The following is a 23,220-nucleotide window of genomic DNA, read 5'->3' on the forward strand; positions in this document are numbered from 1 at the left end:
GTTGTGACTATATTCTACATGACTTGGAAGATAAGAGACAATTAAGCTGTCAGATGATAATAATCATCCCCTTGATTCAGATGTCATAAACCTGTAAAAATACTTTATTTTATTGACAACTGAGGTAATCAGAATAACTCATATGTATCTTTGTGGCTCCAGTGTATAATTCCTGATTGAATCAGATTGAACAGCTTGGTAATTTGGTTCTTATTTCTAATATAAAAGTGTCCTTCTGGAAAGAAATAACTTCTGAACTCCTTAGTTGTATGCTGTTCCCAAGCATTGATATCCTGTTGGCTAACCATTGGATCAAATGTTCCTCCAAGGGCGTAAATTGGGCAAGGTAAAGGTTCAATTGGGCGCGGTTGGTAGCTTTCACATAGGAGGAAGTCGTCTTGCATTAGTGGCAATAAAACTTTCATCCAAGCCTCATCATGCAACATCGATTCTGGGATGCCGCCAAATCGATTTACGAATGATTTAAATTCTTCTAGGTTCATACTCTTGCAAGAGTTATGAGGATACTGAATGTGAGGGGCGCGGTGAGCGCCTAGAAATAAAACTAAGGGTAGGTTTGTATCTTTTTTGCGACATTCATGAGCTAATTCATAAGCGATTAGCGCACCTAAGCTGTGTCCATAAAAAGCATAAGGTTGGTGTAGATATTGTTTTATCTGGGTGTACAGTTCTGGAATTAGAGTATTAAAATCAGTGATGCGAGGTTCACCAAAACGGTTCTCTCGTCCAGGTAACTGTACTGAGCATATTTCTACATTATGTTCTTGAAATGACTCAGCCCAACCTCTAAAACAAGACGCTCCTCCACCTGCAAAGTGAAAACAAAAAAGGTGGGTTTTTTGATTTGTTGAAACAGGCTCATTTATCCAAAGATTCACGCGTTTTGCCCTCCCAATTTGAAGATTCGCTTTGTTTGTAGAATAAATAATACTGTTCGGAAAAGTTGTGCTTTTAAGGCTAAACTATGTCGGTTTTTGAGCAGCGAGAGGAGAATCCAAAATTTAAATTCCTTCATATGATTCGGTGAGCCATGTACATCATTGAACTCTTTCAAGTTAAGTTTGGAAGTATGCTGTTGTAAAAAACGTTTCTCGGAAATGGGAATGATTTCGTCACGCAGACTGAAGATATAGTTTAATGGAATGGCTAAGGACTTTAATTGAGTTTGGGTAAGCGCCATCGGTGAAATTGCGCTGAATAAGTCTTCGATCTCAATATCAATACCCATGAGATGTGCGAGAGTACGTTTTGTGGTGATGGGTACTTGATTCCACCACTGTCGATCGCTAAAAAAGTCATGAATAGGTGCGCTGGCTGTTGTAATTCCTTGAATGCGTCGATCGCCGATCGCACTTTGAATCGCCATATGTCCACTAAAGCTTAAAGCAACGAAGTAGGTGTTATTCACGTCTGCTAGCTGGCTTAAGCGATCTAGGAGGGCGGAAAACATCTTCCATGCGGTTGGGCTATACACAATCTCGTTTTCGCCTACTCCTGGCATTTCGACAAGAGCGATCGCCATTCCCAATGTATCAGCATTTTCAATAAAGGCAGCCCATTGTTCTTTGATGGAAACTATGCCGCCACAAACTACGAGTAAGGGGCGTTTTTTTTGCTCTGAGCCACTAGTGAAGTAGGTTTTAAATGTCCCCTGTGGTGTTTTAATTTCTATTTTTTGGGTGTTTGGTTTTGTTAGTAACCATTGCTGAAATGAGTTGATACAAGCCTGGTGAGCTTCGATGTGGGCGGCTGATTTAATGAAGGGGAAACGAGCTAGGTTATATAGTTGGGCTGATTCTAACCATCTGGCTTTTTTTTGTAATGCAGGTGCATCTTTTGACCATTCATAAACCCATGAACCTGGTTGATTTCCTTCTTCGCTAGTAATTTTTTCTAGGATGGATTTGCTGTAATCAAATGAAATTCCTTGAGCTTGGCTGTGGAGTAAAACTAGTTCTTTGAGTTCATTTAGATATATCATACTGGTTTTGGTGGGTGAGTAATGGGATTTTTGGAGTGAGTTTTCGGGAGTTAAAGAATGAAGGAACGAACCGCAAAGGACGCAAAGGAATAAGAAGTTGAAAGAGTTTTTGCGTCAGTCTTACCCCACCCTAACCCTCCCCTTATAAAGGGGAGGGAACCATATTTCCAGTGTCCACCCTTTCTAAGGGGGGATTAAGGGGGGTAATTTGACTTGTGTATAGACGGTAGCCTTTATAAGGAGAGGGATTGAGGGTGAGGTAAGCTAGGGAGATAAATTGTATGTTATTTAATTCTTATTCCTTAGGATTTAAGTGCTGAGATGCTACCGCGTTCTATTAGTTGTTTTGTGAGTTCTTCAGCGATTTTAATTATGGTAGGGTTTTCCATGAATTTTTCTACGGAGACGACAACTTGAATGTCGGTTTCTATACGACTGTTTATTTCCATGAGCATCATTGAATCAATACTTAAATCAATTAGGGTTTGCTTGGAGTCGATGGTTTTATTGGTATCAAGTTTGGCGACTTTGGCAATTTGTTCTAAGACATAGGTCGTTAATAGTTGCAAGATTTCATTTTTGTTTGTGGCTTTCTGTAAGTTTTCTAAGATTTTTGATTGCTGTTGCGCTAATTGTGGAAAATTTTGTTGATGTTGATTAACTAAAACTGACAGCAATTCTGGCAAAAGTTGGATTTGTTCTGGTGAAAAAGTTGCAGTTTTCTGGAGATGTTGGGTTAGTTCTTCGGTGTTTCCTTGATTGAGTAGGCTCAGAATTGGTGTCTCAATTATCTGAGAAGATTCTGAGATTTGAGGCTTTTCAGTAGTTTCAATCCAGTAGTGTTGACGTTGCCAGGGGTAGGTGGGCAATATGACTTTATGTCGTTTATGGTTACACTCCAAGGCTGACCAATCTACTTTGATGCCGCATGTGTATAAATGCGCCAAACTGGTTAACAAAGTTTGCCGTTCTGAGTTTTTTAAGGACAAACTGGATAACCAAATTCCAGTTGTTTTGAGCGATCGCTGTTGCGCCTTTTCTTGTAATGTGGAGCCGGGACTAATTTCCACAAATAACTCATATTTCAAGCGCTGCAAGGTTTTAACGCTAGTCTCAAATTGCACTGGTTCGCCTAGTTGACTCAGCCAATATTCAGGTGTGGCAATTTGTCCATCGGCTACTTTTCCCTTGCGATTGGCAATTAGCGAAATGCGTGGTAATTGATAGTTGATTTGACGAGCAATTGTCTCAAAGTCTGCGAGTAATGGCTCAACTAATGGAGAGTTGAAGGTTTGGGCAATACTTTCGGCTTGTGGTGCGAGGGGTTTGTAAACTGTCTCGAGAGGTTGGGAAAAGGATAAGCTACGGGAACTTCTGTCTGTAGAAATTGCTACTGGCTGCGGTATTTGTGTGGATTCGGTAAAAGCGATCGCACTGTTTACAGGTACAGCTTCTATGAATCGGGCATGAGCGATGGTTAATTTCAACCCGTCTTCTAAGCTAAATACTCCCGCTACACAAGCAGCGACATACTCGCCAACATTATCGCCTAAAACAGCATCTGGTTGAATACCCCAAGAATGCCACAACTGATACAGAGCGTATTCTAAGGCAAATAGAGCGGGTTGAAAATAGGTGTATTCGTTCAACAGGTAGGAGGATTTGCCCCAAAGTAATTCAAAGAGGGAAACATTTAATTGTGGGTGTAAAATCTCTTCACAGTGGTCAAGGGTGGCACGGAATATAGCTTCAGTTTCGTAGAGTTCTTGACCCATACCTAAGCATTGTGACCCTTGTCCACCAAACAAAAAGGCGATTTTAGTTTTGGCAGATGACACGGCTGATGGTTGGTGAGAAATACCAGCAACGTTAGTTTTACCTGCTACCCAAGCAGCAAGGCGATCGCTAGCTTGACTCGCACAAGAAGCGACAACGCCCAAGCGGTAAGGAAAATGCGATCGTCCGGTGTTAGCGGTGAAGCAAACATCAGCGAAAGATTGTTGCGGATGAGCATTGAAGTGGAGCTGATAGCGATCGGCGAGTTCTTTCAAAGCTTCCGGCGTTTTCGCAGAAAGCGTCAGCAGGTGGGAAGACTTGCTGTAACTTCTCCCCTGCCCCTCTGCCCCTCTGCTCCCCTGCTCCTCTGCCTCTTCAACGGGTGCTTCTTCTAAAACAACGTGGGCATTCGTTCCGACTAAACTAAAGGCGCTAACTCCAGCAATGCGAGACTTCTTTCCGCGCCGCCAAGGTGTGCGCTCAACTGGGATTTTGATGGGCAATTTGTCCCAAGCAATGCGGGGATTGGGTTTTTTAAAGTGAAGGTGAGGAGGAATTTCTTCATTTTGCAATGCCAGTAAGACTTTCAGCAAGCCAGCAATCCCTGCTGCACCTTCTTGGTGGCCAATGTTTGTTTTCACTGAACCGATAACTAGGGGATGATCTTGAGAATGATTGTTGCCAAATACTTCACCCAAGGCTTCCACTTCAATGGGATCGCCCAGTGATGTACCTGTTCCATGAGCTTCTATATAATCAATATCAGCCGCTTCTACATTACTGTTGGCGAGTGCTTGACGAATCAGTTTTTTCTGAGCAACTCCGTTGGGTACTGTCAAAGCACTACTGCGCCCGTCTTGGTTAACAGCAGAACCGCGAATTAAAGCTAGGATGTTATCGCCATCAGCAATGGCATCTGATAAACGCTTCAGAGCGATCGCCCCACAACCTTCACCACGCCCCATGCCATTGGCACCTGCATCAAAGGTTTTGCAACGACCATCGGGCGCCAACATCCTCGCACGAGATTCAATTACACTCATATAAGGATGGAGAATCAAGTTAACTCCACCAGCTAAGGCAAGGTCACATTCTTTCAGGCGCAGACTTTGACAAGCTAAATGGACAGATACCAAAGAAGAAGAACAGGCGGTTTCAATAGTTAATGTTGGTCCCTGTAACCCCAGGAAATACGCTAATCTCCCAGCACCAGCGCACAAACCTAAACCTGTGGCTGTATGAATATCTGCACTAGTAGGTTCGCTACCCACAACCTGAGTATAATCTTGAGTCATCACCCCAATGAATACACCAGTTTGACTATCTCGCAACTTGTCAGGAGATAAACCAGCACATTCCAAGGTTTCCCAAGCCACTTCTAAGAGTAATCGCTGTTGCGGGTCTAACATCACTGCTTCACGAGCCGAAATGCCAAAAAATGAAGCGTCAAATTGGTCAACTTGTTCCAGAAAGCACGCATTGCGACTATAAATTTTTCCTGGTGTATTTGGGTCTGAGTCGTAGAATTTGTCAACATCCCAGCGGTCTTGGGGAATTTCTGCGATCGTATCGACTCCATCCCTTAACAACTGCCAAAAAGCTTCTAAATTATTGGCTTTGCCGGGAAATCGACAACCTGCTCCGATAATGGCGATCGCTTCGCTTTTTTCATTTTCCAGTGTATTGATTTTAGTTTGCAGTTTTTCTAACTTTAGTAAAGCTTTAGCTAATAAAGCCCGATTATCTGTATTGTTTTGATTTGCGTTCATTATATTTCTCCAAGATGATTTTTTTCACGCAGAGGCGCGGAGAGGATGAGGAGTTTGAGATTTCGGTAACACACTCTTGCGTTCTTCTCTGCGCCTCTGCGTCTCTGCGTGAGATAAAAAGATGTCATTCACCTAGCTGTTAATCTAAAGCATCGAGTTTCAGAGTTAGCAATTCAGCAATTTGTGCCTCAGATAACTCTTCCAAACTTTCTGAAAATTCAACAAGCAAATTGTCATTATTTGACGCTGGTTCACTTGCAGCCAATGGAGTTTCTGTCTCCAGTACTTTTTCGGCAATATAATCAACCGCAGCCTCTATCGTCGGGTAATTAAACACAAAAGTATCAGGAATTTGGCATCCTAAACTTTTCTGCAAGCGGTGTTTTAATTCCACTGAAGTCAAGGAATCCATGCCTAAATCAAAGAACCCATGCTGAGGATTAATTTGTGATGGGTCAAGAGCAATAACTTTGGCAACTTGATTACATACATGAGCAGTTAATAATGCCCGTTGCTCGTTAATTGGTGCAGTCTTTAACTGCTGTAAAATATCAAATTCTTCTGCCTCTGGTTGCTCTAATTTAACAGCGAAAGCTTCAAAAAATTGTTCGCCAATACCGAAGGATGATTGCTGAAAGAACTGATTCCAGTTGATTGGCAAAACGCCTACTTGGTAAGCTGATTGCCCTAATAACTCTCCTAATACCTGCAATCCCTTTTCTAAAGGAATGCCACTAATTCCTTGGGCTACTATTTTACTTTGGCTGCGGTTTTCTAAACGAGCTGCCATTCCCACTTCTGCCCAAGGACCCCAGTTAATACTCAATCCCGGTAAACCATGAGCTTGGCGATCGCAAACCAAGGCATCCATAAAAGCATTTGCTACTGCATAGCTTCCTTGTCCAGGAGTACCAATTAATGAGGCAATAGAAGAGTAACAAACGAAGAAATCTAAAGTCAAGTCCTGAGTTAGGCAATGTAGATTCCATGCACCTGCAATTTTTGGTTCGAGGACACGGTTAAACCGTTCCCATGAGAGTTGACGCAGTGCGCCATCATCTACAACCCCAGCGGAATGAATGACTCCTCGTAATGGGGGAAGAGATGAGCGAATAAACTCGAACACATCAGTGGCGGCGGTGGTATCTGAGATATCTGCTGTCACCACATGCACCTGAACGCCTGCATTTTCTAACTGAGCAATCGTGTCTTGGGCTGCTGCGGAAGGCTGGTTTCGTCCTACAAGAACTAAATGCTGTGCCCCTTGTTCAACCAGCCATTCAGCACTTTGAAGACCTAAAGCGCCTAGTCCCCCGGTAATTAGATAACTGCCATCCTTTGCAACTTTGAAATCCTTGTTTGGCGATCGCCCCCGATAACGTTCTAATCTAGCAACATGGCGCACACCTCGATCGTAGCTAATTTGATTTTCGCTATCAGTGGAGGATAATTCACTCACCAAGATTTCTATGTCCGCTTCTGCATTAGCAGCTAAATCAACGCAGGTGCAAGACAATTCGGGATGTTCGTGGTTAATTACCCGCCCTAATCCCCAAAGTGCTGCCTGGGAAACTTGTACAGGAACTGGATTTTTACTGACATTTTGAGTTCCCCTGGTTACTATCCACAATCGTGGAGATTCTAATCCCGGTATCTGTAGAACTGCTTGTACCAAATGTAAAGCGCTAGCATAACTGATTGTTTGCGCCTCCCGCAGGGCATTCAATGATACATCCTCTGGGATGGCAGATGTTTCTAAGTAGACAACGCCACGCAAAGGCGGTTGTTCACTAAGGCTGTCTTCAAGTAATTGCTGAAAGTCTTCTGGCTGGGTGGGATTAACTTGATAAGTTTCTTGATTTAATTGTTTGTAGCTCGTGCCAACGGTAGCGATAATACAATGCTGACCTTGCTGGCGCAATTGTTGGGCTAATTGCAATCCTTGTTCGTAGTCGTGGGCAAAAAGCAGCCAACTACCGGGTTGTGGATGTGTAGGAAGTACTGAAAGTTCCTGGGCTTGCCAATGAACTTGATAAAGCCAATTCCCAGTTTCCGCTTGAAAATTTCGCAGTACGGCTTGGCGATTGGCTTTTCTGCCTTCAAAACCTGTGACTTCTGCAATTAGTTGTCCAGTTTGGTCAAAAAGTTGCAAGTCGCCAATGACTCGATCTGCTTGAATGGTATCTAGCGATCGCAATTTAGCATGACACCATAACAATTCGCTTGCTGGGCGTTGATAAAACTGGAATTTGTCTAAGCTAAAGGGAATAAAGGTTTCTTCGCCTTCAATTGGAGTGATGGCAAAAAACAGTTGAAAGCAAGAATCAATCAGCGTCGGATGTAATTCATATTCGGCTGCATCTAAAATAGTTGCTGGCACTTTCAGACAACCAAGCGCTTCTCGTTCTCCCAAATGAATCGAATTCAACCAACGAAAACTAGTCCCTAAATCAATATTCCGTTCTCTGAGAGCTTCGTAAAGTTGAATACTTGCTAATTCCTGCGTGCAGCGCGATTCAACTTCCGAACGGGAAACTGTTGACGGTTTCCCGTAACCAGTAGTAACTTTCCCGGTGGCGTGGACAGCCCAATTATCAGCTTCCTCTTCTTCAAAGCTAATTAGTTTGAATGCAAAATCTACGTCTTCTGCTGTCAGTGCTAATTGTACAATCCGTTCTTTATCTTGAGCGATCGCCAACGCCTGGGGAAATACTACGTTTTCTAAGACACATCCGGAATTTTTAAACGTGCTTTTTGCTGCTGCCAATAACAGTGACAGGTGACACGCTCCCGGTACTACCACTTCACTGTAAACTAAGTGGTCGCCTAAAAACGGTAGTAATTTGGTGCTAAAACGAGACTCAAAGAAAATATCTTGGGATAAAGGCGATCGCAATTGTTTATCTAACAGTGGATGCAACTTGTGCAATGATGTAGCCTTGGCTCTGGATTTGACCCAGCAGCGCTGACGTTGCCAAGGATAGGTAGGTAATATAACTTTCGCTCTAGTGTAATCGCGGTCAAAACCTACCCAATCGACTGTCACACCGTAGGCGTATAACTGCGCTAAGCTTGGCAACATACTATACCAATCCGATTGCCCCGGATGTAGACTGGGCAACCATACCGCAGAATTTTCTGGTAGACATTGCCGTGCCATACCCAAGAGAGTAGGCTTACTGCTGAGTTCGAGAAATAACTCATAGCCTGACTGCTGGAGAGTTTGAACACTCTTCTCAAATTGCACGGCTTCCCGCACATGTTTTACCCAATATTCCGGGGTAGCAATTTCTCGTTGTGCGACTTGTCCAGTCAGGTTAGCAATGAGCGTAATCCGGGGTTGGTGATAATCGACTTGACGGGCAACTACCTCAAACTCTGCCAACATTGGCGCCATTAAACTTGAGTGGAAGGCGTGAGAAACAATCAAGCGCTTGGTTCTCGCTCCCACAGCTTCTAATTTCTTGCAAACTGCTTCTAATGGTTCCACAGCCCCAGAGATGGTAAAGCTGCGCGGACTGTTGTAGGCAGCAATTACTACCTGTTCTTTATAAGGAGCCAATGCTTGTAGCAATTGAGATTTATCTACCAACACCGCAGCCATCGCCCCGCCACTAGGCAAGGCTTGCATCAATCGGGCGCGGGTAGCAATCAACTTCAGCCCGTCCTCTAAACTAAACACCCCAGCTACACAAGCCGCAATGTATTCACCAACACTGTGTCCCAAAACTGCCTGAGGTTGAATTCCCCAAGATTGCCACAATTGATAAAGGGCGTATTCAATGGCAAAAATGGCAGGTTGAGTATAAGCAGTTTGGTCAATGAGATGGGAAGAACTACCCCAAAGCAATTCCAGCAGGGGAATATCTAAATAAGAACGTAAAATATCGGCGCATTTATCAAGGGCAGCTTTGAAAGTAGGTTGAGTAACGTAGAGTTCTCTACCCACGCCTGCACACTGCGAACCTTGTCCAGCAAACAAAAAAGCAATTTTGGGTTTAGCAGTAGGTTGTTGACCTTGCCAAATACCAGCAGTGTTAGTTTCGCCAGCCTGCCAAGCAGTTAGGCGATCGCGTCCTTCTTCCCCAGAAGCGGCGATAATGCTCAGGCGGTAAGGTAACTGGGAACGTCCGGTATTAGCAGTAAAACAGGTATCAGTAAAAGACTGTTCTGGATGTGCAGCTAGGTGAGACTCATAATTAGCAGCCAGTTGTTTCAGAGCCTCTGGAGTTTTAGCAGAAAGCGAAAGAATATGCAGAGGGCGATCGCTGCTAGCCACAGAAGTATCTGGCAAAAAAGTAGAAGCTTCTTCTAAAATCAGATGAGCGTTGGTGCCACTGGCTCCAAAAGCACTAACTCCAGCAATCCGCCGTCCTTTTGTTGCCTGCCAAGCAGTTTGTTTTGTGGGGACAGTAATTGCCAGTTCTTGCCAATTTATATGAGGATTTAGCTGTTTGAGGTGTGGGTGAGCAACTATTTGTTGATGTTGCAGTTGGAGGATAGTTTTAATCACCCCAGCAACACCCGCAGCTGATTCTAAATGACCAATGTTAGTTTTTACCGTACCAATTTTCAGGGGTTCAGAAGGCGATCGCTTTTTCCCCAAAACCCCTGCTATGGCTCTAACTTCAATGGGGTCGCCCAGAGAAGTACCAGTCCCATGAGCTTCAATATAACTAACTTCCGAAAAGTCTACTTTTGCATTCTTCAGGGCTTGGCGAATTACAGTTTGTTGTGCCGAACAGTTGGGAACAGTAAAGCCGCTACTAGCTCCATCTTGATTAATTGCTGAACCCCGAATTACAGCTAAAATATTATTTTTATCTGCCTGGGCATCAGAAAGGCGCTTCAAAACTAAAATTCCACAACCCTCACCACGAGCAAAACCATCAGCATCAGCATCAAAGGTTTTGCAGCGTCCCTCTGGAGAAAGCATTCGGGTTCGGCAAAGAGCAACTGTCACTTCTGGAGAGAGAATTAAGTTAACGCCACCTGCTAGCGCTTGATTACACTCTCCATTACGCAAACTTTGACAAGCTTGGTGAATCGCCACCAAAGAAGAAGAGCAAGCGGTATCAATTGACATACTCGGTCCTTGAAAACCCAAGGTGTATGACAAACGTCCGGCGGCGGCATTTAAAGTATTTCCGGTAATATAATAGCTATCAATTTGGTCGAGTGCTTGAGATTGCAATCTGGCGTAATCGTTGGCTGTAATGCCAATAAATACCCCAGTTTGAGAACCAGCTAACTTATCAGGGGCTTCACCGGCTCTTTCCAAAGCTTCCCAACAGACTTCTAAGAGTAAGCGCTGTTGGGGGTCAGTACTAGCGGCTTCTCGTGGAGAAATTCCGAAAAACTGAGGTTCAAATTGGTCTATTTCCGATAAAAAACCCGCCGAACGAACATACATTTTTCCTGGAATATCTGGATCTGGATGATAGTGAGAGTCAATATCCCAGCGTTCGGGGGGAACTTCTCTAGTAGCATCTAAACCGTCGCATAATAATTGCCAAAGCATCTCAGGATTATTAGCACCACCAGGAAAACGGCAACCCATACCGATAACGGCGATCGCTTCATTTTTTGAACGTTCCGTCGCCTCAATTTTAGCTAAAGCTTCATCGAGGGCAAAAAGTAATCGTTTTGAGGATGAAAGTTGGTTTTGATCTGCAATAGTCATTGTTTTAATTCGTAATTCGTAATTCGTAATTTTTGAAAAAAGAGGCGTTGCATAGATGCGAGATGATCTGATTTACCTTTGCGTCTTTGCGCCTTTGCGTGAGATTTTCATCTTGTTATTTAGCAACGCCCAAAATCCCAAATCATATCAGTTAGCGTCCTGTAAAAAACTTTCTAACCTTGCCAGCCTTTGACTAATTGAGGCTTCAATTTCATCTTCGCCAAGCTGTTCAATTTCAAAAAATGTATTGACTTGCTCCTGAATCACAGGTAACTCTAAACTTTCTGTTACCGAAGATTCCCAACCTAATACCTCTGTGCTGAGATACGCCACCAGGTCATTAATTGTCGGGAATTCAAATGCCAGAGTTGAAGGCAAAGTACAATTCAGACTAGCTGCTAATCGATTTCTCAACTCCAAGGTGATGAGCGAATCCATGCCCATATTGAAAAAGCCTTGTTGGGGATCTGGCAGATGCGCCGAACCGAGTCCCAATACCTGAGCCACTTCTGATTGCAGGTAAGCAACTAAAATCTCATGGCGATCGCCTTCTTGTGCATCTTGAAGTTTCTGCAAAATCTCCGGTTGTTTTACAGTAGCTTCTTCAGGCTGATTCTCAGATGCAACTTCAATGTCTAAAAGTAATCGCCGTTGTTTGTTGGCTTCGTAAACAGCTTTGAATTTACCCCAATCAACTTTAGCAACCACTGTTTGCGTAACGTTGGCTGCAAGTAAGAAACCTAAAGCATCAAATCCTGCTTCTGCGGGGAATTCTTCAATACCAATGCGAGATAACCAGCGATCGTATTCGGCGTTAACCATGCCGCCAGAACCAATTAGTGCCCAGTTAACGCTCAGAGCCGGCAATCCAATGGAACGGCGATAATGAGCAAAGGTATCTAAGAAGTGGTTGGCAGCGTCGTAATCTCCTTGACCTTTTGCTCCCCATACAGAGCCAGCGGAGGAGAAGCACACGAAGAAGTCTAACTTAATTTCTTGGGTGAGGCAATGCAATACCCAAGTCCCGACTGTTTTGGGATACAATACCGCTTCTAGGGTTTTGCTGTCTAAGTTGTGTAAAGCTTGGTATCCTGGTGTCACCCCAGCAGCATGAATAATACCTCGCAGAGGAGAGTGAACGGTGTGAACCTGCTTCAATGCCAAGGACATCTGCACCAAATCGCAGACATCAACTACCAGGACTGTGACTTTCGCACCCTTTGCCTCTAATGTCTGAATTGCTTTGACTTTTCGCCCTTCTTCGGTATTTTCACTCAGGTTTGCCCACTGTTGGCGCGGGGGTAATCCTCGGCGTCCGGCTAAAATGATCTCTTTTGCTCCCTGTTCAACCATCCACTGAGCAAGTTTCAACCCTAAGAAACCCAAACCACCAGTAATTAAATAACTTCCATTGGCTTGGAATTGCAAGTTTTGCAAGTTTTCTGGATGCTGGCTGCGAACCAAACGAGCAACGTAACGCTGTTGTTGGTGGAAAACAATATGGTCTTCGCCATCGGATTCTAAAATTTCTGCTTGTAAGATGATTGCAGCTTTCTCGCTAGCTAAACCAGGTTCTAAATCAATCATTCCCCCCCAAGCTTCGGGGTGTTCGAGGGAGATGACTTTACCCATACCCCACAGTGGAGATTGAGCGATACCGGGAACGGGAAACGCTTGATTAGCGATCGCCTGTGTCCCTTGGGTAACTAACCACAAGCGCGGAAGTTGGGAAGCTTCTGCCTGGAGTATAGATTGAATTAAGTGAAGTATACTGCCACAGCTTTGATTAGTAGCCGTTTTGATGCCTTCCACTGTTAGCACATCTGCATTCGGCGCATCTAAACCCCAAAGATGGACAACTTTAGTAATGGCAGATTGAGATGTTAGTAGCCTTGAGAAGTCTTCGGGGCGATCGCCTGCAACAACAAAACTTTGCTCTCCCAGATCCCGGTATTTTTCTCCTTGGAAAACTAATACACAGCCTTGTCCTTGAGAGCGTAACTGGTTGGCTAGCTGTTGGCCGATGCCTTGTTGGTCAGCTAAAATCAGCCAATTTTGAGAAGAGTCAGCCGGAATCTTGGCTACTTGGGCAACCATAACAGCTTGTTCTGGAAGAACGCCGTTATTTTGAGAAATTGAAGGTAACGCTGTAGTTGTAGAAAAACCAACTTCTTTGAGTAACTTTTGCCATTGGACAGTTGTCAACAAGGCGTAATCTGGGCGGAGGTCTACATCTTCAAAGCGCCACCAACCATCCAGTAATCCAAAAATCAGATCCAGCCAGCGTTGACGAGCAGTCACTTCCATTAATACAAGTATTCCACCAGGCGCGAGCAGTTGCCGTGTATGTTGCATGGTTACACGTAAGTCTTTAGTGGCATGTAACACATTAGACGCTACGATAATATCGTATTGTTCGGCTGGAAATCCTTGGGAAATGGGGTCTTTTTCAATATCTAGGGTTTGGTAGCGCAAGCAAGGATAATCTGGAAATTTTTCCTGTGCTTGACCCAGAAATACCGGAGAAACATCGGTAAATACATATTCAGTCTGTTCTTGTGATAACAGAGGTAATAAGTGTGCCGTTGTCCCGCCAGTTCCCGCACCGATTTCTAACACTCGCAATCCCCGCCCTACGGGTAACTGCTGCAAAGCGGAACTGACCGCTTGTCGCACTAAAATATTCATCACCCGCGCACCTGGAGATTCTTGATAGAACTGAGTGGCGATCGTTGCATCTCCGTCGGGGAAAATCAGTTGTAGTGGGTCGCATTTTCCTTGTAAAATCTCAGCTAGATTTGGTCCGCAGTTACCCAACAAAGTTAACTCTGCCTGGGCTGCTGGATATTCATGGTGAAGATATTCAATTTGTGATTGTGGGTCGCCCTTTTGTGGCACTTGGGTCACTTCCCATTGAGTGCCTACAGGTTGTACAATTCCTACTTCTGCCAGCATTTCTACTAAACGCTGCCAAAGTCGGCGATGTTGGGAAATCACACCCAACTGTTGAGCCAGTGGTTCCGCTGAGAAACGCGAACCTAATTGGAAATTCCAGCCCAAATCCTCAAACGCCTTGACAACGTAATCGATACTAATAGCTTCTAATGGGGAAAGAACTTCTTGTCTGTAGCTATTGAGTTCGGGTAGCAACTCAGCGATTTGAGGATTTAGGTCAGAGCTAATTTGTTCTGGAGTCGGCAGATAATTGGGATAAAGTTCCTTGCCAAAACGAGCCTGAGGACGCCAATTCAACTCATAGAGCCAATCTTTGACAGATGCTGCTGTCACTTGCTGATGATGCTGTTTCACCAACTGGGTTAACATCTCTAGTAGGAGTTCTTGCTGTTCTGGGGAGTAGTTGCTTGTGTTTGCAAGTTGTTGCAATAACTCCTGGGTATTTCCTTGGTCAATTAGGCGGACAATAGAAGTAGAAGTTGTTGATTTTACAGACTGAGTTTGCTTGTCTGGGGTTTCTATCCAGTAGCGCTGGCGTTCCCAAGGGTAGGTAGGTAATGCTACTTTATGGCTGGGACTGCCTGACCACTCCACTGTCGCACCAGATACATACAACTGCCCTAAGCTTGACAGCAAACTTTGCCAATCTGACTGCCCTGGACGCAAGCTAGGTAACCAAACTCCGGTTGATTCTGGCAGACATTGCCGAGCCATAGATAACAGAGTAGGTTTAGCACTGAGTTCGACAAATAACTCGTAGCCGTCCTGATGCAATGTTTGAATACTCGCCTCAAATTGCACAGCTTCCCGCACATGGCGCACCCAGTATTGAGGAGTGGCGATTTCCCGCTGTGCTACTTGTCCGGTGAGGTTGGCAATCAGCGGAATTTGGGGTTGCTGGTACTTGATTTGACGAGCGACTGCCTCAAACTCTGCCAGCATTGGTTCCATCAAGGTTGAGTGGAAGGCGTGAGAAACACTCAAGCGCTTGACTTTACCTCCGTTAGCTGATAAGGCTTGGCACACTGCTTCTAATGGTTCCACAGCACCAGCAATCGTAAAGCTGCGTGGTCCATTGTGAGCAGCAATTGTTACCTGTTTTGCATAAGGAGCCAGTGCTTGTACTAATTTGGCCTTGTCTACCAAGACCGCAGCCATTGCCCCGCCACTTGGCAAAGCTTGCATCAGTTTGGCACGGGTGGCAATCAACTTTAACCCATCGGCTAAACTAAACACACCAGCAACGCAAGCGGCAATGTATTCTCCAACACTATGCCCCAAGACAGCATCAGGTTTAATCCCCCAAGATTGCCATAATTGATAAAGGGCGTATTCTACAGCAAACAAAGCGGGTTGGGTGTAGGCGGTTTGGTCGAGGAGATGGGAAGAATTACCCCACAGCAGTTCTAACAGAGGTACATCTAAATACGGGCGTAAAATCTCGGCGCATTCGTCAAGGGTAGCTTTGAAGGTGGGCTGAGTGGCGTAGAGTTCTCGACCCATTCCAGCTTGTTGAGAACCCTGTCCCGCAAACAAGAAGGCGATTTTGGCTTTAGTTGCGGGTTGTTGACCTTGCCAAATACCTGGAACGTTAGTCTCACCAGCCGCTAAAGCTGCCAATTGGTCGCATAATTGACTAGAGGAATTAGCTACCAAGCTGAAGCGATAAGGAAAATGGGAACGTCCGATGTTAGCGCTGAAGCAAACATCAGCTAGGGATAGTTCGGGGTGGGCTGTCAGGTAGAGGTGGTAGCGAGAGGCAAGTTTTTGCATCACCTCTGGGGTTTTGGCTGAAAGAGTGAGCAGATTGAAGGGTTGCTCAGGGTTTGTTACAGACGAAGTTCCAGAAGTGGGTGATTCTTCTAAAACGACGTGGGCGTTGGTGCCACTAAAGCTAAAAGCACTCACTCCGGCAATGCGGCGATCGCCTGGTGCAATCCAAGGTGTAGATTGTGTAGGTACGGCGATCGGTAGCGCTTCCCAATTAATATGCGGATTGGGCTGTTGAAAGTGCAAGTGAGGAGCAATTTCTCGATGTTGTAATTGCAACACAACCTTAATCAAACCGGCAATCCCGGCGGCGGCTTCTAAATGACCGAAGTTTGTTTTGACAGAGCCAATATTTAGAGGGTTACTTGGGGAGTGGTTCTTGCCAAAGACAGCACCCAAAGCACCGACTTCAATGGGATCTCCTAAAAATGTACCAGTACCGTGGGCTTCGACATAGCTGACTTGAGCGGGTTCTACGCCTGCGGTTGCCAAGGCGCGTTGAATAACTGCTTCTTGGGATGGGCCGTTAGGGACAGTTAAGCCACCACTGGGGCCATCTTGGTTAACGGCAGAACCACGAATCACTGCTAAAATCCGGTCTTGTTCTGTGATTGCATCGGATAAACGCTTTAAGACGATGATTCCGCAACCTTCCCCTCGTGCATAACCATTAGCAGCGGCGTCAAAGGTTTTACAGTGCCCGTCATCAGCCAGCATTCGAGCTTTAGAGAAAGTCAAACTAGCTTCTGGGGACAGGATTAAGTTAACTCCACCCGCTAGTGCTAAATTACACTCGCGTTGGCGTAGGCTTTGGCAAGCTAAATGCACTGAAACTAAGGAGGATGAACAAGCTGTTTCTACGGCAAAACTTGGCCCGGTTAGTCCGAGAAAGTACGATAAACGTCCAGCGGCGGCGCTAAATGCTTTACCTGTGCCAAAGTAGGCATCAATACCTTCGCGTCCCTCTGCATCGAGGAGGCGTTGACTGTAGTCGTCAGCGCTAATACCGATAAAAACTCCTGTGGGGCTGTTAAATAAGTTTTGCGGAGTTTGATTGGCATTTTCCATCGCTTCCCAGGTGACTTCGAGGAGTAAGCGCTGTTGGGGGTCGAGGCTGATGGCTTCACGGGGGGAGATATTGAAGAAGTGGGGGTCAAAACTATCTACTTCACCTAAGAAACCACCGTTGCGGGTGTTGATTTTACCGGGTTTGCTGGGGTCTGGATCGTAGTAAGCATCTACATCCCAGCGGTCTTTGGGAACTTCGGTAATGGCGTCTACTCCATTGCGGAGGAGTTCCCAGTATGCTTCGGGGCTATCTACACCGCCGGGAAAGCGACAACCTAATCCAACGATCGCAATTGGTTCTGCTTTGAGTAATTCTAGTTTAGATTCTAGTTGTTGAGCTGCGAAGGCCAGCTTGATGGGGGACATGTCGGAGATGCGTTTGGAGATGGTGTTCATGGTGGTTGGGTATTGGTGAAATATGGATTTGTCTCACGCAAAGGCGCAAAGGCGCAAAGAATAAGAGTTTGAGAGAGTATTTGGCAAGGCCTTTGCGTACCTTTGCGCTTACTTTGCATTCCTCTGCGTTTAAAGAAGTTACGATTTTAGGCGTGGGATAAGTTGACTAGTTTGTTTTGGATGTCAAACTCTGACATCTGCTCTAGTTCTAAGAGGAGGGCTTCTAGCTCATCGTCTTGAGCGATTTCTACTGTCTCTGCTGTGGGTGATTCTAGAGTTAGGATTTCGCGGGAGAGATAATCTACGAGTGCTTCGAGCGTGGGATAGTCGAACAGTAAGGTTGTGCGTAGCGAACAGCCTAAGCTTGACTCCAAGCGGTTTTTTAACTCGATCGCCATGAGAGAATCTACACCCAAGTCGAACAATCGTTGACGTGGTTCAACTTTTTCGGGTGAATTCCATCCGAGGATTTGGGCGATTTGCGAACGAACGTGAGTTGCTAGGAGTTGTTGACGAGTATGAGGCGGGCTATCTTCTAATTGTTTGAGGAATTGGGAGCGATCGTTCACTTTTGCTAAGGTTGGCGCTAGTACCTCGAACAGTTTCAGGTTGGTTCCGCTAGAAAACTGCTTGACGAACAATGACCAATCAACGGTCATTACTCCGACTTGCGGGATTTGCTGAGTTAATAATTCTCCCAACACCTGCAAACTTTGTTCTGGGTTAATGGGAACGATTCCCTGGTCTTTTAATCTCGCTTGTTCTCGACTACCCAAATTAGCTGCCATTCCCGTTTCTGCCCAAGGACCCCAGTTAATTGTTAATCCAGGTAAACCCAGTCCTCGACGATAGGAAGCCAGGGCATCCATGAAGGCGTTAGCGGCTGCATAATTGCTTTGACCAACGGAACCGATGAGGGAAGCAATGGAAGAGAAACAAACGAAGAAATCTATTGGCAAGTCTTGAGTTAAGGTGTGCAGATTCCATGCTCCAGCTAGCTTTGGCGCCATGACGCGGTTAAAGCGTTCCCAAGTTTGTTGCAGGAGGAGTCCGTCATCTAAAACCCCGGCGGCGTGGATGATGCCGCGTAAAGGAGGATGAGATGAGCGAATTTGCTGGAGACACTGGGCAACTTCTTGAGTATTGGCGATATCTGCGGTAATAATTGTGACTTCTACCCCAGATGTTGCTAAATGAGCGATCGCATTTTGAGCATCTGTCAAAGGTGAACGCCGACCCACCAACACTAAATGCTTTGCTCCTTGCTGGGCAAGCCACTGCGCTACTTCCAACCCGAGCGCCCCAAGTCCGCCGGTAATCAGGTAACTAGCCTCAGATGTAACTGGGATTGGAGATTTCGTAAATTGGGCGCGGACTTGTTCGAGACGGGCTACATATCTTTTGAGTGCTGAGTGCTGAGTGCTGAGTGCTGAGTGTGGAGTGGAAATACTAGTCCCCAAACGATAGGCAATTTGGTTTTCTGTGTCTGCGGAGAACAACTCGGCTAGTAAAATTTGGATATCTTCGGTGGTCGTTAGCGGTAGGTCAAGGCGTGTGCAGTTCAGTTCTGGATGCTCGATCGCAATTACTCGACCTAATCCCCAAAGTGTAGTCTGTGAGAGTTGTAGAGGTTCGAGATTGCTATCAACAGCTTGAGTATTTCTGGTCACCAACCACAAGCGCGGTTGAGTCTGTTGTTGGGATTGCACAAGCGCCTGTACCAAATGCAGAACGCTGGCGCAACCTAATGTTTGTGCTTTGTCAAGACCCTGTAGAGATAAATTTTCAGTTGTGTCTTCTGCCAAACCCCAGAGGTGAACGACACCATCTAAGTTAGGAATATCTTGTAGCAGTTGGCGGAAGTGTTCTGGTTCTGTAGGATCGAGCTGGTAATGTTGGCTGCCTAACTGGTGGTAAATTTCTCCGACTTCTGCAAGTATACTGTAGTGTCCTTGTTGTTCTAACTGTTGAGCTAATTCCAGTCCGCTTTCTGTACCATCGGTGAAAATTAACCAATTTCCTGGTTGCTGATTGACTGGAGATGCTACATTTTCTTGCAGTTGCCAGTGAATTTGATATAAGGAATCTCGTCCTTGAGATTGCAGACTATTGAGTAAAACGGCACGAGAGGCTTTTCTCGCTTCAAAGCCGATCGCTTCTGCTATTATCTGTCCAGCATCGTCAAATAAATAGAGGTCACCTACCCGCTTGTCTTCCTGGGATTCTGTCCCGTGTTGCAACCGCGCATGACACCAAAGCACATCACTGCTGGGACGTTGGAAAAACCGGAATTGTTTGATGCTCAAGGGAATAAATGTCTCATCGCCGTTGATTGTCCCCGTTGCTGCGAGAATTAAATGGAAACAGGAATCAATTAAGCCTGGATGCAATTGATATTCAGCAGCATCAAAGGCAGCCGATGGCGCTTGCAAACAACCCAACGCTTCTCGTTCTCCAAGCCAAACTGTTTTCAGCCAACGGAAGCTAGCCCCTAATTCAATTTGGCGTTCCCATTGGGCTTGGTAAAGGTCTGCGCCTGGTATTTCTTGGTTACAGCGCTTTTGAATTTCACTCCCAGAAACAGCCTCTAGGGTGGTATTATTTGCTGACACTTGAGCGATCGCATGAACAATCCAACTCACCGATTCTTGAGGATCAGAAGGATTTTCAAAACTCAAGACTTGTGCGGCTAAGTTGCCTGATTCTTCAGGTGTCAGTGCTAATTGTACAGTTCGCTCTTTGCCTTTAGCGATCGCCAACGCCTTGGGAAAAACGATATTCTCCAGCAAACAACCCGGTTTACCAAATGTTAATTCTGCTGCTGCCAATAACAGCGATAAGTGAGATGCTCCCGGTACCACTATTTCGTTGTAAACTAGATGGTCAGCGATAAATGGCACTAATTCAGTATTAAAGCGAGTTTCAAAGAAAGTTTGTTTAGAAAGGGGCGATCGCAATTGCTTGTCTACTAGTGGGTGCAATTTGCTAGTTGGTTTTGCAGATAAGCTTTTTAGCCAATAACGCTGACGCTGCCAAGGATAGGTAGGTAATACTATTTTGCGACCAGGCAGATTATTTGCCCAACCAGACCAATCTACTGTGACACCAGATACATATAATTGCCCTAAACTTGTCTGCAAACTCTGCGTATCTGACTGTCCCGGACGCAAGCTAGGTAACCAAACTCCGGTAGAATCTGGCAGACATTGCCGTGCCATTCCTAAGAGAGTTGGTTTTGCACTGAGTTCGACAAATAACTCATATCCTTCCTCGTGCAAGGTTTGAATACTCGCTTCAAATTGCACAGCTTCCCGTACATGCCGCACCCAGTATTCAGGAGTAGCAATTTCCGCTCCTGCCAATTGCCCAGTGCGATTGGCAATCAGTGGTATCCTTGGTTGGTGGTAGGTAATTGTATTGGCAATTGTCGCAAACGCTCCTAACATTGGTTCCATCAAAGGTGAGTGGAAGGCGTGGGAGACATTTAGGCGTTGGGTTTTGCCTCCTTGGGTGGCTATGGTTTGGCAGATATCCTCCACAGCCGCAACCGCCCCAGCAATGGTAAAGCTGCCGGGGGTGTTATAGGCAGCAATTACTACTTCATTTTTATAAATATTCAGTACTTCTAGCAGTTTGGATTTATCTAGAAACACCGCAGCCATCGCCCCGCCACTTGGCAAAGCTTGCATAAATCGGGAACGAGCGACGATTAGCTTCAGCCCATCTTCTAAACTAAAGACTCCCGCAACGCAAGCGGCAATGTATTCTCCAACACTATGTCCCAAGACAGCATCGGGTTGGATTCCCCAAGATTGCCACAATTGATAAAGGGCGTATTCAATGGCAAAGATGGCAGGTTGGGTATAGGCGGTTTGGTTGAGGAGATGAGAGGAATTACCCCAGAGGATTTCTAGCAGAGGGACATCTAAATGACCTAAGATATCAGCGCATTCATCAAGAGCGGCTTTGAACGTCGGTTGAGTCGCGTAAAGTTCTTGACCCATTCCCACTTGTTGAGAACCTTGTCCGGCAAACAAAAAAGCGATTTTAGACAGCGTATCGCCGACTGGACTTGTAAGCACCCCAGGACTTTCACTACCTGCGTTAAAAGCTGCAAGTTGTTGCTGTAACTCGGCAATTGATTCTGTGGTAATAGCTAAACGGCGATCAAAATGCGATCGCCCCACATTAGCTGTATAACAAACATCATCAATAGATATCTCCGGTTGCGCCTCTAAAAATTCTTGATAACTTTGTGTTAGCTGACGTAGAGCAAGTTCATTTTTAGCAGAGATTGTCAAAAGGTTGCTGCAATTTCTCCCCTGCTCCCCTGCTCCTCTGCTCCCCTGCTCCTCTCCAAAGGGTGTTGCTTCTAAAATAATATGAACATTAGTCCCGCTCATCCCAAAAGAACTGACACCTGCAAACCGTTGTCCTTCTTTGGCTGACCAAGGAGTAAGCGCTGTCGGTACAACAATCGGCAGTTTTTCCCAAGGAATGTGGGGGTTAGGATTTTGAAAATGCAGGTGCGGAGGAATTTGGCGATTGTATAAGGAAAGAACAACTTTCATCAAGCTAGCTACACCAGCGGCGGCTTCCAAATGACCAAAGTTAGTTTTCACTGAACCGATGGCTAAGGCTTCTTCGGCGGAACGATTTTGACCTAAAACTCTTCCTAAAGCTAAAACTTCAATCGGATCGCCGAGGGAAGTTCCGGTTCCGTGGGCTTCTACATACTGAATTTGCGTTGGTTCTACCCGCGCTTCCTTCAAAGCTTGGCGAATTAATCTTTCCTGCGCTAAACCATTGGGTGCTGTGAGTCCATTACTTTTACCGTCGTGGTTGACAGCCGAACCGCGAATTAGTGCAAGAATATTATCACCGTCAGCGATCGCCTCAGACAACCGCTTCAACACCACAACGCCGCACCCTTCGCCCCGGCTATACCCATCAGCAGATGCATCGAAGGTTTTGCAACGACCATCGGGGGCTAAGGCTTTCAGCTTACAAAAGCTAATGGTCATCACTGGCGACAGCATCAAGTTGACTCCACCTGCTAGAGCTAAGTTAGATTCTCCAGCGCGTAAACTCTGACAAGCTAAATGGATTCCTAAAAGTGAAGACGAGCAAGAAGTATCAAGTTGCAGCGTCGGTCCTTGCAATCCCAAAACATAGGCAACGCGACCGACGGCAATACTCCGGGCACTTCCCAAGCTACTATAAGCATCAATGCGATTTAAGTCACCAGAATTAACGCTTAAACGAGAGTAATCATCTGAGCCAATACCCACAAATACGCCTGTGCTGCTACCTTTGAGAGATTCTGGAGCAAGACCAGCATTTTCTAAAGCTTCCCAAGCTACTTCTAAAAGTAAGCGTTGCTGAGGGTCCATACCTTCCGCTTCTCTGGGAGAAATCCCAAAAAACTCCGGGTCAAATTCATCTACTCGATCGATGAATCCACCGTTACGTACATACATTTTACCGGGAGCGTCAGGGTCAGGATGATAGCAGCGATTAACGTCCCAGCGATCGCTCGGAATTGGGGCGATCGCATCTACGCCCTCACGCAGCAAATCCCAGTAAGCTTGCGGGTTTTTGACTCCTCCCGGAAAACGGCAACCCATGCCAATAATAGCGATCGGTTCGGTTTTCTTTTGTTCTACAACTTCAAGTTGAGTACGAGCGTCTAGAAGGGCTTGAAGTATGCGTTCTGATGAAGAGAGTGTTTCTGAAGTGTAGTTTGACATTTTATACCAATTCTCCAAAACAAGGCAACAGATTTAAATTTGGAAACCCAG

6 protein-coding genes are annotated in these 23,220 nt (G+C 45.5%); all 6 read right to left on the reverse strand.

What is annotated here, in order from left to right; translation table 11 throughout:
• Window positions 1-128: 128 nt before the first annotated feature.
• Complete coding sequence (locus tag ACFG4S_RS08690; RefSeq protein ID WP_392534412.1) at window positions 129-899, reverse strand: thioesterase II family protein; 771 nt, start codon at window positions 897-899, stop codon at window positions 129-131.
• Window positions 896-2,002: an alpha/beta hydrolase gene (locus ACFG4S_RS08695; protein WP_392534413.1), complete on the reverse strand. Its 1,107-nt coding sequence runs from the start codon at window positions 2,000-2,002 to the stop codon at window positions 896-898. The genes ACFG4S_RS08690 and ACFG4S_RS08695 overlap by 4 nt, the downstream gene beginning before the upstream one ends.
• A 302-nt stretch (window positions 2,003-2,304) precedes the next feature.
• Window positions 2,305-5,547, reverse strand: a complete 3,243-nt coding sequence (locus ACFG4S_RS08700) for a beta-ketoacyl synthase N-terminal-like domain-containing protein (RefSeq protein ID WP_392534414.1) — start codon at window positions 5,545-5,547, stop codon at window positions 2,305-2,307.
• 139 nt (window positions 5,548-5,686) lie between these two features.
• Entirely contained in the window at window positions 5,687-11,230 is a 5,544-nt protein-coding gene (locus ACFG4S_RS08705) for a type I polyketide synthase (RefSeq protein WP_392534415.1), read from the reverse strand.
• A 147-nt stretch (window positions 11,231-11,377) separates the two neighbouring features.
• Window positions 11,378-17,419 carry a type I polyketide synthase gene (locus ACFG4S_RS08710; protein WP_392534416.1) on the reverse strand — a complete coding sequence of 2,014 codons (6,042 nt, stop codon included), beginning with the start codon at window positions 17,417-17,419 and terminating at the stop codon, window positions 11,378-11,380.
• 146 nt (window positions 17,420-17,565) lie between these two features.
• Window positions 17,566-23,169: a type I polyketide synthase gene (locus tag ACFG4S_RS08715; protein WP_392534417.1), complete on the reverse strand. Its 5,604-nt coding sequence runs from the start codon at window positions 23,167-23,169 to the stop codon at window positions 17,566-17,568.
• Window positions 23,170-23,220: the final 51 nt, after the last annotated feature.

Source organism: Nostoc sp. C117 (assembly GCF_043099735.1).
GTDB lineage: Bacteria > Cyanobacteriota > Cyanobacteriia > Cyanobacteriales > Nostocaceae > Nostoc.

Excerpts from the sequence above, each read along its gene's own strand:
- ACFG4S_RS08695 (WP_392534413.1), bottom strand. The coding sequence starts at position 2,002 with ATGATATATCTAAATGAACTCAAAGAACTAGTTTTACTCCACAGCCAA.
- ACFG4S_RS08700 (WP_392534414.1), bottom strand. The coding sequence starts at position 5,547 with ATGAACGCAAATCAAAACAATACAGATAATCGGGCTTTATTAGCTAAA.
- ACFG4S_RS08705 (WP_392534415.1), bottom strand. The coding sequence starts at position 11,230 with ATGACTATTGCAGATCAAAACCAACTTTCATCCTCAAAACGATTACTT.
- ACFG4S_RS08710 (WP_392534416.1), bottom strand. The coding sequence starts at position 17,419 with ATGAACACCATCTCCAAACGCATCTCCGACATGTCCCCCATCAAGCTG.
- ACFG4S_RS08715 (WP_392534417.1), bottom strand. The coding sequence starts at position 23,169 with ATGTCAAACTACACTTCAGAAACACTCTCTTCATCAGAACGCATACTT.